At 69.5% G+C, this 25,488-nt stretch carries 28 protein-coding genes; 19 read left to right on the top strand and 9 right to left on the bottom strand.

Annotated features, from left to right (window positions below; genetic code table 11):
• Window positions 1-12 precede the first annotated feature (12 nt).
• Complete coding sequence (locus EDC02_RS40845; RefSeq protein WP_199757654.1) at window positions 13-1,131, top strand: hypothetical protein; 1,119 nt, start codon at window positions 13-15, stop codon at window positions 1,129-1,131.
• A gap of 23 nt (window positions 1,132-1,154) precedes the next feature.
• Here the strand turns inward: EDC02_RS40845 and EDC02_RS16110 are convergent, their stop codons facing one another.
• Window positions 1,155-2,078 (bottom strand): intradiol ring-cleavage dioxygenase, encoded by a 924-nt coding sequence (locus tag EDC02_RS16110; protein ID WP_123602672.1) that lies wholly within the window; start codon window positions 2,076-2,078, stop codon window positions 1,155-1,157.
• Between the two features lie 137 nt (window positions 2,079-2,215).
• On the opposite strand from EDC02_RS16110, the gene EDC02_RS16105 reads away from it, so the two are divergent.
• From EDC02_RS16105 to EDC02_RS16090, 4 genes are all read left to right on the top strand, one after another.
• Window positions 2,216-3,406, top strand: a complete 1,191-nt coding sequence (locus EDC02_RS16105) for a hypothetical protein (RefSeq protein WP_199757653.1) — start codon at window positions 2,216-2,218, stop codon at window positions 3,404-3,406.
• 64 nt (window positions 3,407-3,470) lie between these two features.
• A complete protein-coding gene (locus EDC02_RS16100; RefSeq protein WP_199757652.1) occupies window positions 3,471-4,049 on the top strand; it encodes a hypothetical protein in 579 nt (192 codons plus the stop codon).
• A gap of 307 nt (window positions 4,050-4,356) precedes the next feature.
• Window positions 4,357-5,565 (top strand): DNRLRE domain-containing protein, encoded by a 1,209-nt coding sequence (locus tag EDC02_RS41640; RefSeq protein ID WP_123602670.1) that lies wholly within the window; start codon window positions 4,357-4,359, stop codon window positions 5,563-5,565.
• Window positions 5,505-10,505 (top strand): LamG-like jellyroll fold domain-containing protein, encoded by a 5,001-nt coding sequence (locus EDC02_RS16090; RefSeq protein ID WP_233606402.1) that lies wholly within the window; start codon window positions 5,505-5,507, stop codon window positions 10,503-10,505. The genes EDC02_RS41640 and EDC02_RS16090 overlap by 61 nt, the downstream gene beginning before the upstream one ends.
• 72 nt (window positions 10,506-10,577) lie before the next feature.
• Here the strand turns inward: EDC02_RS16090 and EDC02_RS16085 are convergent, their stop codons facing one another.
• From EDC02_RS16085 to EDC02_RS16075, 3 genes are all read right to left on the bottom strand, one after another.
• A complete protein-coding gene (locus EDC02_RS16085) occupies window positions 10,578-11,135 on the bottom strand; it encodes a GNAT family N-acetyltransferase (protein ID WP_123602668.1) in 558 nt (185 codons plus the stop codon).
• A 92-nt stretch (window positions 11,136-11,227) separates the two neighbouring features.
• On the bottom strand, window positions 11,228-11,437 hold the full coding sequence (locus tag EDC02_RS16080; protein ID WP_123604840.1) for a DUF397 domain-containing protein: 210 nt from the start codon (window positions 11,435-11,437) through the stop codon (window positions 11,228-11,230).
• Window positions 11,438-11,454: 17 nt separating this feature from the next.
• A complete protein-coding gene (locus EDC02_RS16075; protein ID WP_233605960.1) occupies window positions 11,455-12,348 on the bottom strand; it encodes a helix-turn-helix transcriptional regulator in 894 nt (297 codons plus the stop codon).
• 239 nt (window positions 12,349-12,587) lie between these two features.
• On the opposite strand from EDC02_RS16075, the gene EDC02_RS16070 reads away from it, so the two are divergent.
• From EDC02_RS16070 to EDC02_RS42380, 4 genes are all read left to right on the top strand, one after another.
• Window positions 12,588-12,950 carry a zinc ribbon domain-containing protein gene (locus EDC02_RS16070; RefSeq protein WP_123602666.1) on the top strand — a complete coding sequence of 121 codons (363 nt, stop codon included), beginning with the start codon at window positions 12,588-12,590 and terminating at the stop codon, window positions 12,948-12,950.
• 91 nt (window positions 12,951-13,041) lie between these two features.
• Window positions 13,042-13,680, top strand: coding sequence for a GPP34 family phosphoprotein (locus EDC02_RS16065; RefSeq protein ID WP_123602665.1), 639 nt, complete (start codon window positions 13,042-13,044; stop codon window positions 13,678-13,680).
• 14 nt (window positions 13,681-13,694) lie between these two features.
• Entirely contained in the window at window positions 13,695-14,054 is a 360-nt protein-coding gene (locus tag EDC02_RS16060; RefSeq protein WP_123602664.1) for a hypothetical protein, read from the top strand.
• A 61-nt stretch (window positions 14,055-14,115) separates the two neighbouring features.
• Window positions 14,116-14,247 carry a hypothetical protein gene (locus EDC02_RS42380; protein WP_255500391.1) on the top strand — a complete coding sequence of 44 codons (132 nt, stop codon included), beginning with the start codon at window positions 14,116-14,118 and terminating at the stop codon, window positions 14,245-14,247.
• Window positions 14,248-14,372: 125 nt separating this feature from the next.
• Here EDC02_RS42380 and EDC02_RS16055 read toward each other — a convergent pair whose 3' ends face one another.
• Entirely contained in the window at window positions 14,373-14,837 is a 465-nt protein-coding gene (locus tag EDC02_RS16055; protein ID WP_123602663.1) for a GNAT family N-acetyltransferase, read from the bottom strand.
• Window positions 14,838-14,855: 18 nt separating this feature from the next.
• On the opposite strand from EDC02_RS16055, the gene EDC02_RS16050 reads away from it, so the two are divergent.
• The 9 genes from EDC02_RS16050 (at window position 14,856) to EDC02_RS16010 (ending at window position 20,788) form a co-directional block, all read left to right on the top strand.
• A complete protein-coding gene (locus tag EDC02_RS16050) occupies window positions 14,856-15,041 on the top strand; it encodes a hypothetical protein (protein WP_123602662.1) in 186 nt (61 codons plus the stop codon).
• Window positions 15,038-15,715 carry an endonuclease V gene (locus tag EDC02_RS16045; RefSeq protein WP_123602661.1) on the top strand — a complete coding sequence of 226 codons (678 nt, stop codon included), beginning with the start codon at window positions 15,038-15,040 and terminating at the stop codon, window positions 15,713-15,715. The genes EDC02_RS16050 and EDC02_RS16045 overlap by 4 nt, the downstream gene beginning before the upstream one ends.
• A 130-nt stretch (window positions 15,716-15,845) precedes the next feature.
• Window positions 15,846-16,499, top strand: a complete 654-nt coding sequence (locus tag EDC02_RS16040) for a hypothetical protein (RefSeq protein ID WP_233605959.1) — start codon at window positions 15,846-15,848, stop codon at window positions 16,497-16,499.
• A 40-nt stretch (window positions 16,500-16,539) separates the two neighbouring features.
• Window positions 16,540-17,043 carry a sigma-70 family RNA polymerase sigma factor gene (locus EDC02_RS16035; RefSeq protein WP_123602659.1) on the top strand — a complete coding sequence of 168 codons (504 nt, stop codon included), beginning with the start codon at window positions 16,540-16,542 and terminating at the stop codon, window positions 17,041-17,043.
• Window positions 17,033-17,821, top strand: coding sequence for a hypothetical protein (locus tag EDC02_RS16030; protein WP_123602658.1), 789 nt, complete (start codon window positions 17,033-17,035; stop codon window positions 17,819-17,821). Before EDC02_RS16035 ends, EDC02_RS16030 begins: the two co-directional genes overlap by 11 nt.
• A gap of 177 nt (window positions 17,822-17,998) precedes the next feature.
• A complete protein-coding gene (locus EDC02_RS16025; protein ID WP_148083482.1) occupies window positions 17,999-18,541 on the top strand; it encodes a hypothetical protein in 543 nt (180 codons plus the stop codon).
• Window positions 18,542-18,792: 251 nt separating this feature from the next.
• A complete protein-coding gene (locus EDC02_RS16020) occupies window positions 18,793-19,476 on the top strand; it encodes a C39 family peptidase (RefSeq protein WP_123602656.1) in 684 nt (227 codons plus the stop codon).
• A 206-nt stretch (window positions 19,477-19,682) separates the two neighbouring features.
• The gene (locus tag EDC02_RS16015) at window positions 19,683-20,126 is read left to right on the top strand and encodes an NUDIX domain-containing protein (RefSeq protein WP_123602655.1); all 444 of its coding nucleotides are present in this window, start codon (window positions 19,683-19,685) and stop codon (window positions 20,124-20,126) included.
• Window positions 20,127-20,152: 26 nt separating this feature from the next.
• Entirely contained in the window at window positions 20,153-20,788 is a 636-nt protein-coding gene (locus EDC02_RS16010) for an HIT domain-containing protein (RefSeq protein WP_123602654.1), read from the top strand.
• 273 nt (window positions 20,789-21,061) lie between these two features.
• On the opposite strand, the gene tnpA is transcribed toward EDC02_RS16010, so the two are convergent.
• Complete coding sequence (gene tnpA, locus EDC02_RS16000; RefSeq protein WP_123602652.1) at window positions 21,062-21,532, bottom strand: IS200/IS605 family transposase; 471 nt, start codon at window positions 21,530-21,532, stop codon at window positions 21,062-21,064.
• Window positions 21,533-21,551: 19 nt separating this feature from the next.
• On the opposite strand from tnpA, the gene EDC02_RS15995 reads away from it, so the two are divergent.
• The gene (locus EDC02_RS15995; RefSeq protein ID WP_199757651.1) at window positions 21,552-22,826 is read left to right on the top strand and encodes an RNA-guided endonuclease TnpB family protein; all 1,275 of its coding nucleotides are present in this window, start codon (window positions 21,552-21,554) and stop codon (window positions 22,824-22,826) included.
• Window positions 22,827-23,038: 212 nt separating this feature from the next.
• On the opposite strand, the gene EDC02_RS15990 is transcribed toward EDC02_RS15995, so the two are convergent.
• Genes EDC02_RS15990 through cas6 form a run of 3 tightly spaced genes read right to left on the bottom strand, consistent with a single transcriptional unit; the run spans window position 23,039 to window position 25,366 of the window.
• Window positions 23,039-23,425 carry a hypothetical protein gene (locus EDC02_RS15990; protein WP_148083481.1) on the bottom strand — a complete coding sequence of 129 codons (387 nt, stop codon included), beginning with the start codon at window positions 23,423-23,425 and terminating at the stop codon, window positions 23,039-23,041.
• A complete protein-coding gene (locus EDC02_RS15985; protein ID WP_148083480.1) occupies window positions 23,425-24,603 on the bottom strand; it encodes a hypothetical protein in 1,179 nt (392 codons plus the stop codon). Before EDC02_RS15985 ends, EDC02_RS15990 begins: the two co-directional genes overlap by 1 nt.
• Window positions 24,542-25,366, bottom strand: coding sequence for a CRISPR system precrRNA processing endoribonuclease RAMP protein Cas6 (gene cas6 / locus EDC02_RS15980; protein ID WP_123602649.1), 825 nt, complete (start codon window positions 25,364-25,366; stop codon window positions 24,542-24,544). Before cas6 ends, EDC02_RS15985 begins: the two co-directional genes overlap by 62 nt.
• Window positions 25,367-25,488: the final 122 nt, after the last annotated feature.

Here is a 25,488-nt window from a genome sequence, read left to right as displayed (position 1 = left end):
ACAATCGGTGCCATGGCTGACGTCACGAAGCGAGCCGGCCGCGCCGGCATCGAAACGGAGCCGCCCGGACCGCCACCGCTGCTGGACATGTACGTCCTGCTGGACGGCACCGTGCTGCACAGCGGCGCGGCGTTGGCGGCGGCGATCGTCGAGCTGGCCGAGGCCGGCTACCTCGACGTCCACGCGGGCCGGTCCGGGGCACCGGTCGCCCTGGTCCGCTCGACCAGATCCGGCGACGGTTTGCCGACCGGGCAACGCAACATCCTGACCACCTTGTTTGGACAACTGGACGGAGCCGGTCGGGAGCTGACCCTGGACCAACCGGGAGACCGTCCGGTCGCGCCGCTGATAGTGGGGACCGCGCGAGCCCGACTCACCCAGACCGGATACCTGTCAGCGGTCAAACCCCACGAGATCTTCCGCCTCCTCAAGGTCGGCTACCTGCTGCTGTGCCTGTTCGCCCTCGTCCAGGTCTTCGAAGGCACCGGAAACTTCGCCGCGCTGGTGTTCTCCGTCCTGGTCATGGTGCTCGGCGGGAGTTTGCTCGGGCTGGTGCGGTACGCGCTGCCGAAGCAGGTCATCCGCACCGGGACCGGCCGGGCCGCCTCCGCACAGCAGCGCCGTGCCCGTCGCCACTACCGTCGGTACGGTCGCCGCCGCCGGGGCCGTGCTCCGGCCGCCGCCGGCCTACCCTACGAACTGCTCTGGCTCGCCGGCTCCCAGCGGGACCTGCCCAGCGCGCCGGTGACCCGGCCCAGGTGGTGGCACGACCACCGGCCGGATGCCGGGCCGGTCGCCGACGCGCTGCGGGCGGCGTTCACCATCCTCGGCCAGGCGCTCGCCCCACCCCGGGCCGAGCTGCTCGCGATCAGCGCCGGCCGACGGACCGTACGAGACCGCGAGATCGACACCGACCTGTTCGACCCGGCCGCCTGGGGGCTCACCGAGGTGGACCGGTCCACCCTGCACTTCACCGACTGGTGCGCGGCGGAGGGCGGCGGTGGATCCGGTGACGGTGCCGGTGGTGGCGATGGTGCCGGTGGAGGCGACGGCGGCGGTGACGGTGGTGGTGGCACCGGCGGCACCGGCGGTGGTGGTGGCGGGGGCGACGGTGGTGGTGGGGGCGGCTGACCCGGCGGCAAGTGGGTGGCAGGTCAGGACGGCATGCCGCTCGGCGGCGTACCGCCGGGCCCACCACCGGCCGGCTCCGTCGTGGTGTCGACCGGCACCACCAACGTCGCCGCGTAGCCTGCCGAGACGTCCCCGGTCACGGTGGCCAGCTGGCTCGCCCCGCCGTCGTCGCCGAATACGTTGTCGGTGTCCAGGCTGAGCTGGGCGAGGTTGGTGACCGATGATTCGTAGCCGGGTTCGGCGTACACGGTGTCGCAGACATCCTGGGGGAGGGCGACCTGGGAGGTGGCGATGGCGTTGCCGGCGTCGGTGATGCTGGCCTCGTCGGGGTAGACCTCGAAGTGGATGTGTGGCCAGCGGCCGGTGTAGCAGCCGGGGAAGATGGTGGTGAAGGTGACCTTGCCGTCGGCGTCGGCGATCTGGACGCCGCGGAGGTAGTTCTGGTCGGTGACGCCTTCGGAGTACATGGAGTAGCGGCCTTCGCGGTCGCAGTGCCAGACGTAGACGGCGACGCCGGTGAACGGGGTGCCGCCGTTGGCGAGGTCGGTGATGGTGAGTTCGAGGGTCTGTGGTACGCCGTCGGCGGTTCCGCTGGACTCGCCGAAGCTGGAGCGGATGTCGCTGCGGACGACGCCGCTCTGGTCGAGGACGTCGGGTCCGTTGGAGCCGTCACCGGGGTACGGTCCGGCGGTCTCGTCCGGGATCTCGCCGGTCGCCGCAGCGGTCGCGGCCGCCGCCGAGGTGCCGCCGCTGGCGGCGGTGTTCGCACTGCAGGCGGCGAGGCCGAGGGTCGCGGCCCCCAGACCGAACGCCCGCAGCACCTGCCGGCGGCCCAGCAGGGTGCCGAGGTCGAAGCCGAGGCCCTGGTCGACGAGTTCCTCGTCCGGCCTGGGCAACGGGCGGCCCTGGTAACGCGGGGTGGTGTCCCGGCGGGAGTCGCGTCGCATCCGTTTCTCCGTTCGTGAAGATAGCTCACTGTCAGGTGTCGTGCGGATCTGCGACCAACCCTCACCACCGTTGCCCGCAGCCCGCTGGAACCCAGCTGGGAGTTGGCTGTGCCAGCCGGTACGCCAGGATGGGGAACGTGACGACGATGCCGGTACGGGACAGGGTCGAGGCGGCGCTGCGGGCGTGGGACGGCTACGAGCGCCGACGTGGCGCCACCCCGGTGATCGACTACGACTGCGCGCCGCTCGACCCGGCCGCCCCACCGCCCACCCCCGCGACCAGCCGGTTCGCCGTACTGGCCGAGCTGGCGGCCGTCGCCGACGAGCCGGACTGCCGGGCCGACGACCGGCTGCGGGCCCGAGTCGACGCGGACATCACCTACCTGCGGGCCATGCTCGGTGAGCGGCGGCCACTGACCGGCTACATCCGGCGGACCCAGGGCTGCGGCGCGGCGGGCTGGCCGGACGACCACCTGACGGAGGTCGGCGACCGGGCCCGGGCCAGCCTGGCCGACCTCGGCGTCGACTGGGACGAACGACTCCCCGGCCAGCTGGCCCGCGCCGAAGGCATTCTGCGCCGCCAGGACGTTCCGGACGCCATCGAGCAGGCGGCGGCCGACCTGGAACCGCTGGTACGGGCGGCGACCGGCACCACCGCGCCGTACCAGTTGACGATCGAACGGGTCGACGTCGACGCCTACTGGTCGTACTGGCTCGACGGCGCCGGTACCGCCGCCCGGCTGCGACTGAACCGGCAGCGCGCCGAGTTCACCGAGACGCAGGCCCGGGTGTTCGCGCTGCACGAGGTGCTCGGCCACGCCCTGCAGTCGGCCAGCTGGTACGCCCGATGGTCAACTGTGGACGACGGCGCGGTACGCCTGCTGGCGGTGCACACGAACACCCAGGTGCTGCTGGAAGGCTTGGCGCAGGCGCTGCCGCTGTTCGTCATCGGCGACGACGCGGTGGCGGTGGCGCGGGTGCGGTTGGCGCACTACACCCAGCTGGTCCGGGCCGGGCTGCACCGGGCGATCAACGACGGCGTGCCGGTCGCCGACTGCGTGGCGTGGGCCCGGCAGCGGGTGCCGTTCTGGTCCGACGAGGAGATCGGCGACTCGCTGACCGACCGTGGCGTCGACCCGCAACTGCGGTCGTACCTGTGGGCGTACCCGGCCGGCATCGACTGGTTCGTGGCGCTCGCCGACCGGGGCGACCCACAGACCCGTGCGGCGGTGCTGCGGGCCGCGTACCGTGGCCCGCTGGCCCCGGCCGACCTGACGGCGCTCTGGCCGGCCGGCCCGACCATCGGCGGACCCGGCGCCGACAGCTGACCGACGGTGCGGATCAGTGTGGACGGCACCCCCCGACGTGTCCCGGTGCGGGTAGGGTGCGACCGTGACGAAGCGTAAGGGCGGTCGGGACGGCCAGCGGACGCAGGACCACCAGGATGGACAGCGGCGCAAGCGGATCGCCCTGCTGACCGGCGGTGCCGGGCTGGTCGTCGTCGTGGCGGTGCTGCTGACGGTGGTGCTGTGGCCGGACGATCCCGAGGAGCCCCGCGCCCGCGAGTACCGTGACGTCACCGCCTGCCTGCTGACCGGATCCGCCGGGGTGACCGACCCGGCCGCCGCACCGGTCTGGGCCGGCATGCAGGACGCCTCGCTGCAGACCCGGGCCAGGGTGCAGTTCCTCGAAGTCAACGGGCCGCAGACCGCCGACAACGCCGCCGGATATCTCGCCAGCCTGGCTGGCAGCCAGTGTCAGCTGGTCTTGGCCGTCGGCGAGGCGCCGACCGCCGCGACGGCCGGGGACGCCACCCGCTACCCGCAGGTCGACTTCGTACTCGTCGCCGAGGGCCAGTCGGCGGGCGACGCCGGCAACGTGACCGTGGTGTCAGACACCGGTCCGGCCGCTGTCCAGCAGCGGGTACGCGACCTGGTCGCCGCAGCGGTCGGTGACCCGGCCGACGACTGAGCCCGGGATTAAATCGCTGAGGGTTGATCTAAGTCAACCCTCCGTACGGACGCTTGTGCGCTCCGCTCGTGCGGTCGGAGACTGTCCGATGTCGGCGTGATCAACGTCGGACAGTCTTCAGTACACGGGGGAGGGCGGCCATGCGCCGTGCCATCAGTCGTGCGTCCCGCCGGATCGCGACCCTGACGCTGCTGCTCTTCGGACTGACCGTGGTGGTGCCGGCCGGCATTCACCGCAGGCCCCGTCGACCTGGACGTTCCCGCTCGACCTGACCGGGCTGACGCCCCGGCTCACCGCCGAAGGCTGGGTGGAGCTGGTCGACGCCGACGGCACCGCCCGGGTCTGGTTCCCGCGCGGGTTCATGGAGGACAGTAACGTTGACCCCCACTCCGGCGCGCCGGCCCAGTCACCCGACGTCGACTTCGAGCTGGTCGACCAGCCCGGCGGCGGCCAGGCGCTGAAGGTCACCGCCGACCGGGCCTGGCTGGACGACCCGGCCCGGGTCTACCCCGTCCGGGTGGACCCGACCGCCACCACCGGCACCACCGGCGACGTGTACGTCGACAGTGACACCCTGACCACCAACCACAACGGTGACAACCTGCCGGTCGGCACCTACGACGGCGGCGGCGTGAAGGCCCGCTCGTTCATCCACTTCGACGAGTTCGACGACGACGGGTTCATCGGCAAGCGGATCACCGCCGCCAAACTGAAGCTCTACCTGACCTGGGCCTACAGCTGCTCCGAGCATCGGGCCTTCGCCGTGCACCGGGTCAACCAGGCGTGGACGGTGGCGAACCTGTCCACCGCCAACCACCCCGGCCCGGACATCTCCAGCTCGATCGGCTCACTGACCGTCACCGACAACTATCCGTCCTGCCAGAACACCTCCGGCAACCGCAGCGTCGGCAAATGGGTGACCGTGCCGCTGAACGTCGCCACCTTCAACGACTGGTCCACCGGCGGGACCAACCACGGCCTGGCGCTGACCGCCTCGGAGACCGACTCCAACGGCTGGAAGCGGTTCACCTCGGCCAACTACGGCGGCGGTGCCTACAAGCCGTACGTCGAACTGACCTACACCGACAACGTCGCGCCGCAGGTCAACGTCCGCTACCCGGCGAACAACGCGGTGACTCCGACGCTGACCCCGGAACTGCTGGTCCGGTCCAAGGACCCGGACGCCTGGCCCAACCAGGGGCTGCGCCACCAGTACGTCGTCCACGACAGCACCGGCACCACCGTCGTGGCCAACTCCGGCTGGGTGACCAGCCCGTCGTGGCGGGTACCGACCGGCACCCTGGCCTGGAACAAGACCTACCTCTACACGGTCCGGGTGCACGACCAGGTGAGCTACAGCGCCGTCTACCCGGCGTACGCGTTCACCATCGGCGTGCCGCAACCGACCCTGGCCGGCACCTCAGCCAGAACGCCGGCAAGGGCTACGACCCGGGCATCGGCAACTACACCACCTCGGCGACCGACGCGACGGTCGCCACCGTCGGCCCGTCACTGACCATCACCCGCAGCTACAACAGTCTGGACACCCGGCGTACGTCGGCGTTCGGCGCCGGCTGGTCGAGCCTGCTCGACGTCCGGGCCACCGCCGTGCCGGACGCCACCGGCAGCGTCCAGTCGGTGCTGGTCACCTATCCGACCGGGCAGGACATCGCGTTCGGCCGCAACGCCGACGGCACGTTCACTGCCCCGTCCGGCCGGTTCGCCACCTTCACCGAGACCCGCAGCGGCGCCACCCTGACCGGCTACACGCTGACCGACAAGGACGCCTCCGTCTACACGTTCGGGCAGTCCGCCGGCGGCGGCGTGTTCCGGCTGACCGCGGTCACCGACGCCAACGGCCGCACCCTGACCGTCGACTACACGGGCGGGCTGGCCAGCCGGATCACCAGCGCATCCGGCCGGTCGCTGTGGCTGACCTGGGACACACCGACCGGGTCGGCCCACCCGCACGTCACCACCGTCGCCACCGACCCGGCCGATCCGGGCACCCCGGCCAGCGCCGAGACCTGGCAGTACGCGTACGGCCCGGACGACACCCTGACGCAGGTCTGCCCGCCGATCTGCCCGCCGACCGGCCCGAGCGCCTGCCACGGCTACAGCCACACCACCATCTCCCCGTACGCCAACACTGTGCTGGACACCGGGCCGTACTCGTACTGGCCGCTGTCGGAGTCGTCCGGGGAGACAGTGGCCCGCAGCGCGGTGCTCACCAACGCCGGCATCGACAACGCCCGGTACGCCGCAGTGACCCTCGGCCAGGCGGCGGCCCGCCCCGGCTCGACCGCCACCGTCGCCGCCTTCGACGGTGCCTCGTCGTACCTGCAGCTGCCGGGCGACCTGGTGGCCGACGGCCAGTACCAGACGGTCAGCATGTGGTTCCGCACCACCGCCGTCAACGGCGTGCTGTTCGGCTACAGCGCCGCGCCGGTCACCGCCGGCACCACACCCACCACCTACGTGCCGGCGCTGTACGTCGGCAGCGACGGCAAGCTGCGCGGCCAGTTCTGGCAGGGCAACGCCGCCGCCGCGATCACCACCGCCGCGCCGGTCAACGACGGCGACTGGCACCACGTGGCGCTCGCCGGGGCCGGCAGCACGCAGACCCTCTACCTCGACGGCGTCGCCCAGGGCAGCCTCGGCGGCATCATCATGCAGCTGCCCGACAACGCCGACAATATCCACGTCGGTGCCGGCTTCATCGGCGGCAACTGGCCCGGCCACCAGAACAGCGGGGTCAGCCCGGCGGCGGCGAGCTACTTCTCCGGCTCGATCTCCGACGTGGCGTTCCACAACCAGGCGTTGCCGGCGGCCACCGTCGCCGCCCTGCACGCCGCCGGCACCCGTACCCATCCGGTGCTGTCGACGGTGACCCGGCCGACCGGCGGTGTCACCGCGCAGGTCACCTACCAGGGCACCACCGGCCGGGTCGCCACCGTCACCGACGAGAACGGCGGCGTCTGGACGATGGGCACCCCGACCGTCGCCGGCAGCGCCGACGTGTACGCCGCCTCGGTGCTCGGCGCGAAGCCGGCCGACTACTGGCGTCTCGGCGAGGTGGCGGTGACCGAGGCGGTCAACCAGGTCGACGGCGGCGTCGCCACCTACAACCAGGTGACCCTCGGCGCGGACGGCCCGTTCGCCGGTGCCACCGCCGCCTCCTTCAACGGCACCAACTCCTACGTCGAGCTGCCGCCGGAACGGGTCGGCGGCACCGATCCAGCCTCGGTGTCGATGTGGTTCAAGATGCCGTCCGGCAGTACAACCGGCGGCGTCCTCTACGGCTTCCAGACCAACCCGATCACCAGTACGCCTGTTGTCGGTGAGCGGATCCCCGCGCTGTACGTGGGCGTCGACGGCAAGCTCCGTGGCAAGTGGTGCTGGTGCGCGGGCACGAATCCACCGGTCACCACCGCAGGCACGGTCACTGACGGCCAGTGGCACCACGTCGCGCTCACGCTGTCCGGCAGCAGCCAGCGGATGTACCTTGACGGCGAGCTGGTCGGCACCCTCAACCAGGGCGGTGAGGCCACCCCGGTCGCCTATGCGTACCTCGGTGCCGGATTCGCCATGGGCAGCTGGCCGTCGACGCCGGGTGCGGTCAGCTACTTCCCAGGGGAGATCGCCGAAGCGGCGTTCTTCACCAGCGAACTTAGCCAGGCGCAGGTCACCGCCCACTACACCGCGTCGCAGCAGACCGCGCCGGTCGCCGTCACGATGATCTCCGGGGTGGCCACCGCGATCCCGATGCCGGTGTCGCAGGTCGCCGTCACCGGCCCCACCGGCGAGACCCTCTCCTACAGCTACGACCTGGTCAACGGCGGCCGGCCGGTGGCGCAGACCGACGCGCTCGACAACGTCACCAAGTTCGGCTACGACGTCGGCGGCTACAGCAGCCTGGTATACGACCCGCGTGGGGTGTGGACGCAGACGTTCCAGGACGTGCGCGGCAACACCAAGCAGAGCGTCAGCTGCCAGGACCAGTCCGCCAACAAGTGCTCGTCGGTCTACTACACCTACTACCCGGACGCGACGACCACGACGCTGACCCCGGACGCCCGCAACGACCTGCTGCTCACCGTCCGCGACGGGCGGTCGGCGTCGGAGACCGACGACACCTACCGTACGTCGTACGGCTACGACGCCAGTGGCAACCAGACCACCATCACCGACCCGCTGGGCCGGGTCACCACCACCGGCTACACCGACGGCACCAGCACCGCCGCGTACGGCGGTGGGATCGCCCCGGCCGGCCTGCCGACCCGGGTCACCACCCCGGGCGGCGCGGTGCAGACCGTCGACTACCACGCCAACGGCGACGTCGCCCAGGTCACCGACCCGAGCGGCAAGATCGACCGGTTCACGTACGACGGGTTGGGTCGCACCCTGACCGAGACGGAGCTCAGCGACACCTTCCCGGCCGGGCTGACCACCACCTACACGTACGACGCCGCCGGGCGGGTGGCGACCGAGACCGGGCCGGCGGTCACCAACCGGGTCACCGGCGCGGTGCACACCGCCCGCACCACCTACACCTACGACGACGACGGCAACGTGCTCACCGAAACCGTCGCCGACCTGACCGGCGGCGACGCGCCGCGCACCGAGCAGCACACCTACAACCAGTACGGCCAGCAGGCCACCTCGACCACCGCGGGCGGCACGGTCACCACCCTCGGCTACGACGCGTACGGCCGGGTGGTCACCGAGACCGACCACGACGGCGGCGTCACCACCAACACGTACGACGACGAAGGCAACCTGCTGACCACGACGGTGCTCGGCTTCACCGGCGACCCGGACGACCCGCAGCCCGCCACCGACGTGCTGATCTCGGCGAAGTCGTACGACCCGGCCGGGCGGCTGGCCGCCGAGACCGATCCGATGGGCTGGATCACCGAGTACACGTACACCGACAACGGGCTGATCGCCGACGTCACCCGCACCAACGGCAGCTCGTCGTTCGTCATCGAGTCGAACGAGTACGACGCGGCCGGCAACCTGGTCCGCGAGGTCACCGACGACGGCGCGACCGTCGTCACGTACGCCTACGACGCCGCCGGCCGGCAGACGTCGACCACCGTCGACCCGGACGGGCTGAAGCGCACCACCCACTACGGCTACGACGCCGACGACAACGTGGTCACCGAACGGCAGACCGACGCCGGCGACCTCAAGGCGGGTGCCAAGCTGCGGGTGGCCGGCCGTGGCGAGGTCACCGTCGTGTCAGTCGAGACACGCCGCGACCAACGGGAGATGCGCGACCTGACAGTCGCCCACACCCACACGTACCATGTACTCGCCGACGACCACCCCGTCCTCGTCCACAACTGCGGTGATGGGGCTGAAGATCGCCTCAGCGCTATTGCGGATGACATCCGAAACAGTACCCCCAAGCGTCAGCGGCCTGGAACGGTGAGTGAGAGTGTCGGTGTCCGTCCGTCCGGACTCCTGGTCGCAGTTCATACGACCTCTGGTACGCCTGGACCGATCCCCGGAGGCTTGATGTCGGCGCTGACTGCCTGTGGACACGCGCATGGTGGCTGTAGCGAGGTGAGTGGTGCAGCCAAGCTGATGGGGCTTGGCGCCGTTCCCGAGTCTGTGACCACCGTCGGCATTCAGTCCAAACGCATTGGTGCAACATCGCATGGGCAGGTTATGGCACCCTGCCAGTCATGCAGTCGCCTTCTTTCGGCGCTTGGCATCAAAATCGAGAGGTGCGCCATGAGTGCGACGGTAAGCGCTTATATTGTTGACTCGCCTGCAGGGCTCTCTGGGCGCGCGGCCCGTTTTCTTCGGACGTTGTCGCGACGGGTTGACTTTGAAAGAGGGTTGACCGGAGAGATTCTTCGGCGAGAAATTGTGAAGATCTATGGCGACTCGAATGACGCGATAGTGGATCTGTTGGATCGCTTGCAGGCGCGGTACGGCGGCCTCTCCTATGCAAGTGGGTTTTTCCAGTCTGATGTCATTTTTGCCCCATCTTGTGACCCTGGAGACGTGGATGAGGAGCTGGAGATATCGTACGCGGTAGAAACGGGAAGCCCGGTTGGTGCTTCCGTCAAGATCGATGGAGCAGTCGAGGTTGGTTTGGATTCTTCTGGGGTGAAGGAGTTCGGTGGCCTTGACTGTCTGATCGAATGTGATGCGATGTTCTCGGTTGCTGATGCGCTAGGTCTCGAGGGTCAACTCTATTTGAATAGCGGAACTGCGCTGATGGCTATAGAGGTGCTCCGCGCCGAAGAAGGGCTGGGACTGGAGATTGTGTCGGAGGCTTCCGGGCTTCATTCCTACTGGCTCGCTGGTGATTCAGCGATGGTCTACGCAACAGATGTATGGAATCTATTAAACGGCGGAGTTCCTTCGTTTGCGAAATTTTGGGCGACGGGCGAAGGTGTTCGTGAAAGAATTGCGAGCTTAATTGCTCAAGTTCGATAGATGGTGCCCTTCAACGTCTTGCGCTATATCAAAGTGCTAGTGCGATGGCGTCCGGTTTCCTGGCGAATCATCTCATCCAGTGTCGAGTTTGAGTCGGCGGCCGGGTTCGTAAGGCTGGGCGGGGCGTTGGAAGCAGGCTCCGCTGACGCGGGTGGAGATGGTGCGGACGTGTCGGAATCCCCGTCGCCGGTAGTAGCTGTGTAGTCGTGGGTTTGTGGTCCATGCGTCGAGGCGTAGCCAGGTGAGGCCGGCGTCGTATGCTCGGCCGGCGGCCCAATCGAGCAGTTCGGTGCCGATGCCGTCGCCGGCTCGTTCAAGCGGGAGCATCATCTTCGCGGCGTAGAGCGCGTCTGCTGGGTCGTCCTCGGGGTACCAGAGGGCTTCGGGGTCGCGGTCCGGTTTCCAGAGCCCGTCGACGTCAACGTAGGCGGTGAGGGTGATGGTCGCGGCCGGGGTTTCACCGTCGAAGACCATCCAGGTCTGACCTGCGGACACGGTCGCGGCGACGGCGGACCGGGGTAGTGGGATCGACCACTGGTCTTCTGCCCGGGCTGCGAGCCACGCCTCCCGTTCGCGTCGCCAGCTCATGATGACGTCGACGTCGCTGAGCTGTGCGCGGCGGATGATCATTGGCGACGCTGACGCGTACGGGCTGGCCGGTGGTGCAGCCGGCTCGCCGGCACGGTGTCTGCCACTGCGGGTAGTTCGTCCGCAGGTCGCGGTCAGAGTTGGCGGAACTCGCCCTTTTCTGCGCCGTCGAGGAAGCAGTCCCACTCCTCGGGGGTGAAGATGAGGACCGGGCCGTCCGGGTTCTTCGAGTCGCGGAGCGCGTACGCCTGACCCAGGTTGGCGACCTCGACGCAGCCGCCGTTCGCGGATGACTTCCTGCTCTTGCGCCAGACAGCAGTGCTGAGGTCGAGGTCGGGGGTCACGTGCTGCTCCTCGTCGGTCAACCCGTGGCGCGGGTCAGGGCGGTGATCAGCTTGGCGCTCTCGGGTGGGCTGAGCGCGGCGGCCGTGATGTGGTTGTACGCCAGGTTACACCGACGCAGGTCCGCGTCACGTTCGAGATAGAGGCCGCCGGCCTGGCCTTCCACGTAGACGACGGGGGAGTGGATGTCCTCCTCGAAGTCGAAGATCGTGAACGCGCCGAGCTCACCGGGGTAGCTGCCGTGGCTGTACGGGACGACCTGGAGGGTGAGCCACGGAGCAGCCTTGACGGTGTCGAGGATGTGGGCCAGCTGGACGCTCAGCACGCCGGTGCCGCCGACCCGGCGGTGCAGGACCGCCTCGTCGAGGATGATCCAGGTCTGCGGCGGGTCCGCGAAGATCCGCTCCTGGCGGGCGCGGCGGATCTGCACCTGCCGTTCGACTTCCTCGGCGGTCGCGTTCGGCAGATGCGTCGAGACGATCGCTCGGGTGTAGTCCTCGGTCTGCAGGAGCCCGTGGACGATCAGCGGCTCGAAGACGCGGATGCTGGTCGCCGAGGACTCCAGGCTGAGGAAGGTCGCGAACTGCTGGGGCACCATGCCGAACTTGGACCACCAGCCGCGTTCCTTGCCGCGCTTCTGCAACTCGATCATGTCGTTGCGGGCGGCCTCGTCTGTGACGCCGTACATGTCGAGCATGACCATCAGCTCGGCGCGGTTGGTGCCGACGTAGCCGGCTTCGACCTTCTTGATCTTCGACTCGGAGCAGCCGAGTTTGTCGGCGACGACTGCCTCGGTGAGGTTGGCGGCGCGGCGTAGGCGGGTGAGCTCCTCGCCGAGCTGCCAGCGCGGGATGGTTGGACCGACGACCTTGGGCACGTCTGCCTCCACAGTGGGTGAGGTGGATTCCGCCATCTTGGACCATCCATGCCTGTCAGCGCAACCAGGCTAGCGCGATTCATTTTGATCATTAAGGCCGACCGATCGAGATGGTCTCAAGATTTTTCCATGGAAGAATTGACGGACCAGATTCGGCGTGCCACTGTCGATCCAAGCGAGTTACTGGATCGCGACGATCTGTGATTTTCAGTCCTCTGTGCCGGTGGCACCCGTTCCGTCGCCGGTCAACCTCGTGCACCCGTAGGAGTCCTTCGATGCCTTCGCTGCGCTCTGACCTGCCCGAAGACGGCCAACCGGTCGGGGAACCCGAGCGCGGCGACACGTCCGACCGGTGGCCGCTGCGTGGGGTCCTGGTGTGCGCGGCGTGTGGGCGGCGGCTGCAGCCGTTGCGGACCGCTGACGGCGGTCGGGCGTACCGGGGGCCGTGTGGGTGCCGGCTGGGCCCGGTCGACGCGGGCCGGGTCGAGCGCCTCGTCGGCCTGTCCGTCGCCCGCCGCCGCCCCGACCTGGCCGCTGTGTCGCCGCCTCGCACCGACGCCGAAGTGATCGGCGAGGCCATCGATCAGGTGTACGTCGGTGCCGACGCCGACGACCTGCTGATCGTCTGGCGCACCTGAGCCGCCGCCCGTCGTCGCTGCCGAGGTGGGCGTGGCGGCGGGCGGCGTTCCACGCCCCCTTATCTGAGCACGTTGCCGAGGAGTCTGCCGAATGTCCACGTACCCGCTGGCCGACGACCTGTTCCGGATGGCCCACCACCGGTTGCACGGCCGACCGTTGCTGCACCCCCGCGCGCTCAGCCACGGCCTGGCCGCCGCGTTGCTGGCCGAACTGCTCTACCCGCAGCGGATCGCCGTGCGCCGCGGCCTGGTCGTCGTCGGCGCGACCGTCGCCCCGCCCGACGACCTGGTGCACGGCATCCTCGCCCAGATCAGCGCCGCGCCGACCCCGCAACCGGTGAAGACCTGGGTCGGTCTGCTCAGCGAAACCGCGGTCCGGCAGGTCGCCACCCGACTGGCCCGCGCCGGCCACGTACGCCGGGAAGTGACCCGCCGTCGCCTCGTCGAGCGCGGCGAACGGTGGGTGCCCACCGACATGAACACCGCCGGCTGGCCCGCCGTCCGGCTGGCCACCGCGCTGCGCACCCGCCGCCGCCTCCACGTCACCGATCAGGGTCTGGCGGCATTGACCTGGGCCTGCGGCCTCGACCGGCACATCCTCAACGGTGCGCCGCCGCACGCCTACGACGACCTGCGCACCCTCGTCGGCCACGGCTGGCCGCCGATCGTCGACCTGGCCCGGCAGACCCGCGCGGCACTCGGTCGCACCGTTGCCGCCCACCGTGGCTGACCGGGCGGCGGCTGATGATGGTCGACTACCCCGACCCGGCCGGATACCCACTGGCCGCACTGATCCACTGCGCGGACTGCCGAACCCCGATGACCCCGGCCGTCCGTGCCGCCACCCGCGTCTACCGGTGCACCGGTGCGTGCCGCAACGAGATCGACGCCCTGCACGCCGAAACCCTGATGTGGGACCGGGCCGCCGCCCGGCAACCACAGCTGGCCCGGCCCCGTCTGCCGGCCGACCGGCGGCGCGAGGTCTTCGCATCCCTGCTGACCGAGGTGTACGCCCGAGGCCCGTCGAGCTGGCTGTCGCTGCGTGCCTCCTGGATCGACCGTCGGCGACGGGCTGCCGACCCGACGCCGCCCCCGGCCGGGTGAGCCGAGCCGTCGCTGCCGACCGGAGTCATGTCTTGCCCGCCCTGGAGAGAAGGAACAGGATATGGATGTCTGCGCGTTGACCAGCGCTGCGGTGCTCGGCTACCTGGCCGGGCTGTTCTCGTTCCGGGTCAAGAGCCGCTGGTGCCCCAAGTGCGGCGAACTGACCACCACCCCGCCACCGCCGAGGGTCTGAGCCCTGCGGTCAAGCTGGTCGGGTGGCACAACGACAGGGCAGGGAGAGGCGGTGGGCGAGCCGACGACCGCGTACCTGCTGCTCGGTGCCCTCGGCCTGGACCTGTTTCCGGGTCGCCGGACGGGCTACCTGCGCGGGCTCTCCCCGGCAGGTGGTAGGGGCTTGATGAATCGTCGAGACCTGTCCACCGTGTCCTCATACCCGAGACCCGCGTAGAACCGGTGCGCCGCGTCCCGATGAACGCTGCTGGTCACCTCCATCATGATGCAACCGGCGGCTCGGGCCCGACGCTCGACCTCGGTCAGCAGCGAACGCCCGACGCCCTGCCCCCGGTATCGGTCGTCGACGACCAAGGCGACGACCCGGCCGAACCTGCCGGTCCTCTCCAATATCGGACACACATGCAGGGCGGCGACTCCGATCAGCTCGCCGGCGTCATCGGCGCCGAGCAGCACGCTGGCCTGGTCGTGCAGCCAGTAGGTCAGACGTTCGTGGACATCGGCGTCATCGGTGGGGTAGCCGAGCTGATCCAGCAGGACGACGAGCCGGGCCGTGTCGTGCCGATCGACGGGGCGGATACGGATTGCCATGCCGCGTAGTCTGCCGACGTGCCTGAGCTGATCGCACCCACCATCGAGCTGTACGCGTCGTGGCTCGACGCCCGCGACGAGTGGGGACGCGGCACCCACCAGGACGGCAGCGGGCTGCGGCCGTCCGACGACGTCGACACGACCGGGGCGCTCGGCGCGATGCTGCCGTTTCCGCCGGCCACGCACGGGACGGGGCCGCGATGACGGCGGCGACACCGCGTACCGAGCGGGAGGCCGTCGAGATCCAGCGCGAGCTGGCCCGCCGGGTACGGGTCGACCAGCCGATGGCCGATCCGCCGAGGTTCGTCGCCGGCGTCGACGTCGCGTACGAATCGGACTCGGCGGCGGCGGGCCGACTCGCCGGCGCCGTCGTCGTGCTCGACCTGGCCGACGACCTGTCCGTCGTGGCCAGCGCGACCGCGACCGGCGTCTGCGACTTCCCGTACGTTCCCGGCCTGCTCGCGTTCCGCGAGGTTCCGGTCCTGCTCACCGCCCTCGACCAGCTCGCCGTCCGCCCGGACCTGCTGGTCTGCGACGGGTACGGCGTCGCGCATCCGCGCCGCTGCGGCCTGGCCAGCCACCTGGGCGTGGTCACCGGCATCCCGGCGTTCGGCGTGGCCAAGACGGCGTTCGTCAGCACCCACGGCGAGGTGCCGCCCGAGCGTGGCGGCTGGGCCGACCTGGTCGACGGCGGTGAGGTGGTCGGCCGGGCGCTGCGCACCCGCACCGGCGTCAAACCGGTGTACGTGTCGGCCGGGCATCTCATCGACATCACCCAGACGACCGGGGTCACCCTGCGCCTGACGCCCCACTACCGGCTGCCGGAGACGACCCGCCTGGCCGACCGCGCCTGCCGGGAAGTTTTCCGGCACCGCTGAAACCGGGTGCCTCCGCCACACGTCTGGGGGATGTCGGTCGAATCGGAAACATCGACCGGGACCCCCGGCAGCGGTGGGCGGGTAGCCGTCGCCGCCGGGTCACCGACAGGCGGATGAGGGTGAGGACGTGGTGACGAGCCGATGGATCACGGGTCTGGGAATCGCCGTGCTGGCCGGCGCGGTGGCGGCGTGCGGCACGACCGCACCGGCCGGTGACGCGACGCCGACGTCCGACCCGGACCCGACGACGGTGACCGGGACCCCGACCGGCAGCCTGGCGCCGCCGCCGGAGCCGACGGCACCCGCGGGCGGTCTGCCGCAGGTGCTGTCCGGCACCCGGCAGGTCACCATCGTGCGGGCTGAGGGGTTCGAGTCCGGGCTGTCGATCACCGACGACGGACGGTTGGCCGAGGTCGACGGCGACGAGGGCCGGCAGTTGTTCGTCGCGGTCCCGTTGCAGGGGCGGCTGTTCCTGATCGAGTCGTACCAGGGGACCGGTGGCGGCGCCGGTGCCGGTGGCCCGGTCTGCTGGCGGGTGCGCGACCCGGGAGACGGGGGATCGCTGTCGGTCGAGGGTGCGGCCTGCGACGCCGGGGACCCCCGGCAGCGGTTCGATATCGTCGCGGGCGGCACCGGCGCCGACGACATATTCATGATCAGCAACAGCTCGGCGTACCTGCGCCACTCATCCCGCTCCGGGCTGATCCTGGAGGAGCAGGGTGACGGTTCGCCGACCCCGGACGGGTTCCGGTTCAACGACAACGGGCCGGCACCGACCAGCTGACCGCCGGAGGAACGATCAGGTGACGGGTGGAGCACGACGGATGCGTGACGCCGACGAGTTCGACGCCTTCTACGCCGGGTCCGCCCAACGGGTGCTCGGACACCTGTCCGTGGTGCTCGGCAACCGGGCCGACGCCGAGGACGCGGTCGCCGAGGCGTACGCCCGCGCGTGGGACCGGTGGCGGTCCGTGCGCGACTGTGACAGCCCCGAAGCCTGGGTACGCACGGTCGCGTACCGGATCGCGGTGAGTTCCTGGCGTAAGGCGGTGAACCGGCTGCGCGCCCACCGCCGCGACGCCAACGGCCACCAGGTCGACGAGGTGTCGGCCGACCACGTCGCGATCGTCGACGCGTTGCGCCGGCTCGGCGTCGACCAGCGCCGGGCCGTCGTGCTGCACCACCTGGTCGGCCTGAGCGTCGCCGAGATCGCCGCGGAGACCGGCACCAGCCCGAACACGATCAAGACCTGGCTGGCCCGGGGCCGCAAGGCGTTGGCCGTACACCTGACCACCAGCGGCGACGAAGGGAGGAGCCGTGCCATCTGACGACCGATTCGACGAGACGCTACGCGACGTGGCCCGGCGGGCCGGGCAGACCGGCCGGCTCGCCCCGGCGGCGGACATCCGGCGGCGCGGCGAGACGCTGCGCCGACGCCGACGTGCCACCACCGCCGCGCTGGCGGTGACGCTGATCGGAGCCGTCGGCGCGGGCGTCGCTGCGATCCAGTCGGTGACCGCCGCACCGCAGCTGCCGGTCGGACCGGCCGGCCCGACGGTGAGCGTGCCGTCCGGATCACCGACCGGCACCCCGACCGGGGCGCCGACTGGATCGCCGACTGGGGCCCCGACCGGGGCGCCGGCCTCCGTCGGGGACGATCCGCTGCTGTCCGGGGACCGCCAGGTGGCGATCGTGCGTACCGACGCGTTCGAGTCGGCGGTGTCGCTGCGCGACGACGGCCCGCTGGGCGAGGTCGACGGGACCGAGGGCCGGCGGCTGTTCGTCATCGAACCGGCCGGGGCGGACACCTTCCGGATCCGTGCCGCCGAACCGAACCCGGACGGCTCGGACGCGTGCTGGCAGGTCCGGTCGTCGGGGGCGGACCCGTTGACCGTCGTCGCGGCGGACTGCGTGGCGTCCGAGCCACGGCAGCGGTTCTCGATCAGCGTCGTGGAACGGGACGGTGGGGAACCGTCGTACGCGATCAGCAGCGCCTCGGCGTACCTGCAGCACTCCGCCACCCGGGGCCTGATCCTCGAAGAGCTGGGCGACGCGACGCTGACGACGCTCTTTGAGTTCGTCGACAATGGCCCTTCGCCGGGCTGACCTGTCCGGTCCGGCGGTTCCGCCGGTACGGCTGACTGTCGTGCTTGTACGTACTGCTCTCGCCGCTGGACTCTGTCGTCGAATACCGTCGAGGTGCCGATCGATTCGGTCGGCATCCGATCGGTCAATCGGCATTCCGATGGTCTGACGACACGATTTCCGGGTCAGGTGGTCACAGTGAACACAAATTCTGCCGGTGCGATGGCGAAGTCCTTCCAGTTTGTCCACAAGAACCTCGACGGTTTCAAGATCAAGGAAAAAGTCGACTCGATGGGGATCAACGGCTACATCAACTACTGTGCCGGTCTGGCCGCCGGCACCGGCGCCGCCGCCGGGCTCGGCGGCGGTGTGACGCTGGCGCTGGGCATCCCCGCCGACCTCGCCAACACCATCGCCCAGCAGTTCCGGGTCACCCTCGCGGTGATCTACCACCGGACCGGGCGGTACGCGGTCAGCTTCCCCGAGTTCATGAAGATCGTCGGACTTTCGATCGGGGTGGAACTGGGCATCAAGGGCGTCGAGTTCCTCGCCCTGCGGGTCGCGCAGGAACTGCTCAAACGGCTCACGGCGCGCACTCTGGGCAAGGCGGTGCCGATCGTCGGGGCGGTGGTCGGCGGGGGGCTGAACTTCGCATTCATCAAGGCTGTCGGCTCGACGCTGCTCGCGTTCGAGGACCAGATCTTCAACGACGTGGCCGAGAGACCGGCGATCGGCGGTTGATCTCCGGTTGATTGGCGGGACGGCGGAATGTCGGCCGCCCCGCTGCGGTTGTTACCCGGTGCGTCCCGTGCGTACGCGTCGTTGTGATTACCGCACGCGGGGCGTTCCGCGTAGCCGGGAATGGGCGTCGCACCAGCCCTGACCGCCGCGCTGGGTACAGACTGACCGTATGTCCCGTTCGCGGGGGTCCGGGCTGCTGACTGACGATTGGTGCCCGGATCTTCCGCACCTCCCGGAACGGAGATCCGCAGATGACCACTGTTCTTCATCGAACCGCACTGTCCGTCGCCGGGCTGGTGGCCGCCGGTGGGGTGGCCGCCGGCGGTGTGGTGGCCGGTCCGGCCGCCGCAGCCCAGGCCGCCGCAGCCTCGGACACCGCCAGGTCCGCCGCCGATGCCGCCAGTTCCGACCGCGGCGGGTGGTCCAGCGAGGGCCGGCTGCTGAACACCCGCTACGAGCGGCAGCCGAACTTCTACTACTGCGGGCCGGCCGCGACCCGGATCGCGCTGACCGCGCAGGGCCGCGAACTGTCGCAGTACGAGGTGGCCAGCAGGCTGGGCACCACCATGGCGGGCACCGACTCGGCCGAGGACACCACCCGGGTGCTCAACGAGTTCACCGGCGACGACGAGTACCGGACCACCGCGATCGAGGCGTCCAAGGCGAGTCAGGTGCAGATCGACCAGCTGCGTGCCGACGTGCGCGCGACCGTGGACGACGGCCGGGCCGTGGTGGCCAACATCATCGGTACGGTGAGCGACGTCGACGGCCGTACCCACTCGTACCCGGGCGGGCACTACGTGACCGTGGTCGGCTACGGCGAGGGCGGCGACGCTGTCAAGATCGCCGACCCGGCGTTCCTGGGTGCCGAACACTACTGGGTGAGCACCGAGACCCTGGCGCACTGGATCGCCACGCGCGGCTACTCGCACTGACGTCCTGACCTCGTCCTGACCATGTTGGCCGGGTCTGCCGCGTACGCGGCAGACCCGGCCAACGGTCGTCGGCTGACTGGACATTCGCATGGACTGCCGTTTGGGGGACTTCTGTCGAATCGACCCTGCTGGCACACTGTTGGCCTTGAAGCAAACCTGTTCGCTGATCACGTCAGTCGGCTGATCATGGAAGGTCGTAGCTTGCCATGAAGGTTCATCAGTTTGCCCAAAAGGCGTTCATCTTTCGAGGCGATCATGTGCTGGTGGCCCAGAAGACCGTTGATGATCCGAACAATCCGGAGTGCTGGGAGGTTCCCGGCGGTCGAATGATCTTCGGCGAGGATGTCGATGCGCACATTCGCCGCGAGGTGCGCGAAGAAACCGGTCTGGAGGTGGTGCCCGGGGAGCCGTTCTACATCTGGCAGTGGATCATGAATGGCGACGCCTCCGATGATCAGGTGCAGGTCGTCGCGGTCGCCCGCGAGTGTCAAGCGACTGTCGGACAGTTGACGACAGATGGGCAAACCCACGACGACTACCTTGGTGACCTGTGCTGGATACCGATAGACAAACTGCTGGGTCTCAACCTGATTCCATCGCTGCGTCCAGCCGCCTGTGCTTTCGTCGCCCGTCGCGCCGTCTCCCGTTAAGACTTTCGATCAAAGGAACGGCTCTGGTGGATCCGCGATGCTTCATCTGCACCGCCGCGTCAGAGGCGTCCAGTAGCCTGCCCTGGTACGACGTACCGGTGCACCGCGTCGACGGCGTCGGTCTGACCCTCCTCGGAGTCGGAGCTATCGTACCCGGATACCTGCTTGTCTGTCCGCAGGCGCACGTTCCGTCCCTCGCCGCGATACCGCCGGACGCCATCGCGTCCTTCCTCGCTCTCGTTGCCACGGCGACCGCCGCACTTGAACGGCAGTTCGGGACGGTGGTGCTGTTCGAACACGGCGGCTGCGCCCCAGGTGACCGTGCATCCTCCTGCGTCGAACACGCCCACCTGCATCTGTGGGCCGCCGCCGACCGGGTAACCCTGCGGCTCGCCGACTGCACCGCGCACTTCGCCGACCTGGCTGGCTTCCTCGCTGATGCCGGCAGTTACCGCAGCGAGCCGTACCTGCTGCACTCCGACCAGGCCGGCACGATCCACGTCGGCCAAGACGTCCACCGGCGGCAGTTCTTCCGGCGTCACGTCGCCGCGCAGCTCGGCAGACCGGACGAGTGGGACTACGCCGGCTTCGGGTTCGAGCAGCACATGCTCGACACGAGAGACCGGCTGCGGGCCGTCGAAGGGCACGGGCGTGACCGGTGACTTCCTCAGCAGGGTGGACATGCAGCCCTGCCAGTCGGCGATCCGCGACAAGTTCCTCAACGAATGCATGACCGGTGCCCGCCGTATGGTCCTGCCGGCCGAGGTCAACGCCGCTGGCCAGTACTTCGACCTGCCGGACCGGACTCAACGCGGATTGCACGGGACCGCAGCCGCCCTGCGCGTGGTCAGCGCCGGGCATCCCAACAGCGACCTCGTCCGTACCGTGACCGGCGGAATCGTCCGCTACCGGAATGCGGGCCAGTGCTCCGGCCTTCAGGCCGGGGGTGAAGGCCCGCGCTGGGAGGGCCGCCAGGCCCGAGCAGTGCCTTGACCGGGACGGTTCTGCTGCTCGATGTACTGCTTGATGACGCTCAAGGGTGCGCCGCCGACAGACCCGGCGAAGTACGAGCCGGACCAGAGTTTGTTGGCCCGGTAGTAGTGGCGCACCAGGTCGGGGAACTCCTGCCGGAGGCGGCGCGAGGAGACCCCTTTGAGGCTGTTGACCAGCCTGGCCATGGCGACCTTGGGCGGGAAGTTGACCAGCAGGTGGACGTGGTTGTTCTCGCCGTTGAACTCGACCAGTTCGGCCTCGAAGTCGGCGCACACGTCTCGCATGATCGCCTCCATCCGGGTCAGGTGCCGGTCGGCGAACACGTTGTGCCGGAACTTCGTCACGAAAACCAAGTGGACATGCATCGCGAAGGTGCAGTGCCTGCCGGTGCGGACGCCTTGAAGTTCGACCATAAACCAACATGATACAGTGATGGCCGTGCAGCTCCGTTACAACTACCGGATCACCCCGGACGCCGCCCAGCGCACCGCGCTGGCGCAGGCGTTCGGGTGTGCCCGGGTGGTTTTCAACGACGGACTCAGGCTGCGTCAGCAGGCCCGCGAGGCGGGCGAGAAGTACATCTCCGACGGCGACCTGTCGAAGTTGGTCATCACAGCGGCCAAGGCCAGCGAGGACCGGGCCTGGCTGGGTGAGGTGTCGGCCGTGGTGTTGCAGCAGGCCCTCGCCGATCTGAACACCGCGTACCGCAACTTCTTCAACTCGCTGTCCGGCAAACGCCGGGGCCGCAAGGTGGCCCCGCCCCGGTACCGGTCCCGTAAGGACAACCGGCAGGCGATCCGGTTCACGGAGAACTCCCGGTTCAAGGTCTGTGACAACGGCCGCCTGCGGCTGCCGAGGATCGGCGACGTTCCGGTGCGCTGGTCGCGCGGCCTGCCGTCGGATCCCACCTCGGTCACCGTGATCAAGGACACAGCGGGCCGGTACTTCGCCTCGTTCGTCGTGCGGATCGGCGAGGACGAGACGCTGCCGCCGGTCGACTCCGAGATCGGCATCGATCTGGGCCTGACCCACTTCGCGGTCATGTCCGACGGCACGAAGGTGACCGCACCGAAGTTCCTGCGCCGCGCGGCCCGCAAGCTCAAGCGGTTGCAGCAGGCACTCTCACGCAAGCAGAGGGGCAGCAACCGCCGCAAGAAGGCCGTGATCGAGGTGGCCCGCGCTCACGCGCGGGTAGCCGACACCCGGCGGGACTGGCAGCACAAGCTGTCCACGGCGATCATCCGCGAGAACCAAGCGGTGTACGTCGAGGACCTGTGCGTTGTTGGTCTCGGCCGGACTCGGCTGGCGAAGTCCGTGCACGATGCGGGCTGGGCCGCCTTCACCGGCATGCTGGAGTACAAGGCGAAGCGGTACGGGCGCGCGTTCGCCCGGGTGGACCGGTGGCTCCCGTCCACCCGGATGTGCTGCGACTGCGGCCGGATCAACGAGAAGATCGCGTTGAACGTCCGGGAGTGGGACTGCCCGTGCGGCAGTCACCACGACCGGGACATCAACGCCGCCATCAACATCAAGGCCGCCGGACAGGCGGACTTCAACGACCGTCGAGCGCACGTAAGACCGGGACTTGTCCCGGCGGTGCGCAGTGAAGCGGTAACCCACCCGGACGCTGCGTGTTCCACGCGCAGCGTGGAGGGAATCTCCGTCCTTCAGTTTAGGGCGGAGAGGATGTCAACTGAGAGACCGTGAGTCCGTCGAACTCGCCGCAGCCGGCGACGACAGCCAGGCTCAGGCGGTGACCGTGGAGCGCCTGCGCCATGACAGCGTCAACACCATCAAACAGGCCGAGACACTGTACGCGCTCACTTTCGTTTCGAACGGGCTCGCCGAGTGCGACGACCTCAAGACGCAGATCAGCACCCGGCTCCTGGACTGCGGCCGGGATCCCCGGGGGTGGGAGTTCATCCTCGGCGCCGGCCGGGACCCACACCCGCTACCCACCGCGCATGCCCTGCGGGCGTTGACCCGCAACGGGCATGCAGATTCTCCAGGTCCTTGCACGCCCAGATCGTCGAACCGGCAGCTGCGGCACCCGCATCGTAGACAGCGCGGAGAACGCTGCCGAGGCTCATCGTCCGGTCGTGCTGGCAGCGGGCCAGCACCTCAGCGCCCGTTGGCGGCCCGGCCGGCCAGGTCAGAACGTTGACGTCGAGCATCGCCAGCACGTCGTGGACCAGCCGGGACAGATTGTTGGCGCTGTGCAGCGGGGCGTACCTGGCCAGCATCGGCCGGAAGTCGTCGATCAAATGGGTTGACGGTGGAGCGAAGACCCCAAGCTGCGCCAACATCAGCCGGAGCATGTTGGAACCGGACCGCTGGGTGCCGACGACCTGAACTCGCGTGGTGACCGCTCCCGCAGCCGCTCCCGCAGCAGCGTGGCGGCCTGCGACGGCGGCAGGGAGTTGAGATAGACCCCGGCGCCGATCTCCACTCCGCCGGGCCGTTTGATCCCGCCGCCCGGCCGATGCAGCGGTAGCAGCTCAAACCGGAGATGGTGCCGTTCCTGATGCCCCTTCGCTGCCTGCATGACCGTCAGCAGGTGCTGCGGCATTGCGGCCTCATCGTCGAGGCATGCCCGCAGTGCTGCCAGGACGCTACCGGCCAACTCGGTCAGCTCGGCCTCGGCGAGCTGGGACAGTGTCGGAACATGCCGCGTCGGAGCGACCACCATCTCGAACGGAAATCGGGCGTACGGTGGAACGGCGACGACGGACGACTGCCCGCCATGGACGACCAGATGTGGTGCCTCGTGGCGGATGGTACACATCAGGCAGTCCGGGCCCGCGACGCTCAGCCGTCTCGGCACGAAGGGAAATCCGATCAGTTGACCGTGTGGGTGTGCCACGGTCGGCCCGAAATGATCCCCCTGGCACTCGAAGCCGAACACCGCTCGGACGAGCGGATCAGCCAACATCTGTTCGGTCCGGGCGGCCAGCGCCGCAAGAAGGCCAGCGACGCGGTCCCGCGACTGATCAACCAGCCGTCCCGCGTGGTCGTCGGTGTAGAGGAAGACATCGTGGCATCCGGAGATCAGGCCGTCGCCATCCGGTAGAGATTCCACCAATGGGTATTTGCTGGGGATGAGCAGCACGTCGTAACCGGCGACCGGAACCTCAGGCGCCGGAGGGCAGAACGGGCAGCCCTGAGCGCGTCGGAGCAGGTCAGGGAGGTCGACCTGGGCGGTACTGCCCGACCTGCTGGGCACCTGAATGGTCCACTCTTCCTCCACCGGGTTCCACCAACCAGCCGGCCGGTTGGCCGGCCCGCCATCGCGGTCACGATGGCCGTACGCACTCGACGCGAAATATCGGTCGTCGACCATACGATTCAGCGTGCCATTGGGCGTCAACAGCACCGGATTCGCCACGATCCGTCGCTGGTCGGATTGGCGACGGCGTATCGATTCAGTACGGGGGCGGGTTGTGCCTGCGCCGGATGTGGCCCATGCCCATCGCGGTCCGGTCACCGAAGCCGGCGTAGCTGGCGAACCCCGCCAGGGCGTCGACCGCCCGCCGCGCGTCGCCGGGCACCCCCGACGCCTCCGCCAACTGGAAGGTCACCGAGCCGACCGTGCCCCGACGGAACCGGTGCTCCGGGTTACGCTGCCCCGGCTCCACCAGGTGCGTGGCCATCCGCAGCTGGGCGTCGACCACCTCCAGATGGTCGACGACCGCCGGCTCCGCCGACGACGGCAACGCCACCTCGCCGGCGAACGCGTCCCAGCGCCGGGTCAGGTTGGTGAACACCCGCTCCGCGTCCGGCCAGGGGCGCTGGCGGCGGGCACCGTCCCCGCGCCCGGTGGCGAACCCGACCGGCGTCAGCAGGTCGTACGCCCAGGTAGTCGCCGTCGGGTCGGCGCCGGTGGCCAGCTCGGCGTACGACACGGCGTGCACGGCGACGTCGACGGTGCGGTACCGGGTCTGCGCGATCTGATGCCCGGCGGCGTGATGCAGCGCGGCGAGCACCGGGGCGGCGTACGCGTCGATCAGCAGGCCGACCACGATCCGGGCCGGCTGCCCCGGTGTCGACGGTGTCCGGCCCTGCTCGTCGAGGACCGGGCTGAGGGTGAACGGCTTGTACCGGGGGCTGTCGTGCAGCATCGTGGACAGCTCCGGGTCGACGGCGCGGATCGCTTTGAGGAACGCGGCGTAGACGGCCGGGCCGGTGTGCGGTGGCGGGACCGCCGTGGCGGCGGTCGGCACCAGGGAGACAACGATCTGGGTGGGCATCGGGCCGGCGTACCCTCTCGGTCTGGTGTGGTCGGTGGGTGCACCCCACTCAATCAGACCGGCGCCAGCGGGCCGGGGGATCCGCTGCCCGACCCCGGTCGGGGTCGGGCAGCGGATCGTGT

It is taken from the genome of Micromonospora sp. Llam0, assembly GCF_003751085.1.
Classification (GTDB): domain Bacteria; phylum Actinomycetota; class Actinomycetes; order Mycobacteriales; family Micromonosporaceae; genus Micromonospora_E.
Note: the sequence above shows the minus strand (reverse complement) of the source record. Positions and strands in the feature narration are given on the sequence as shown.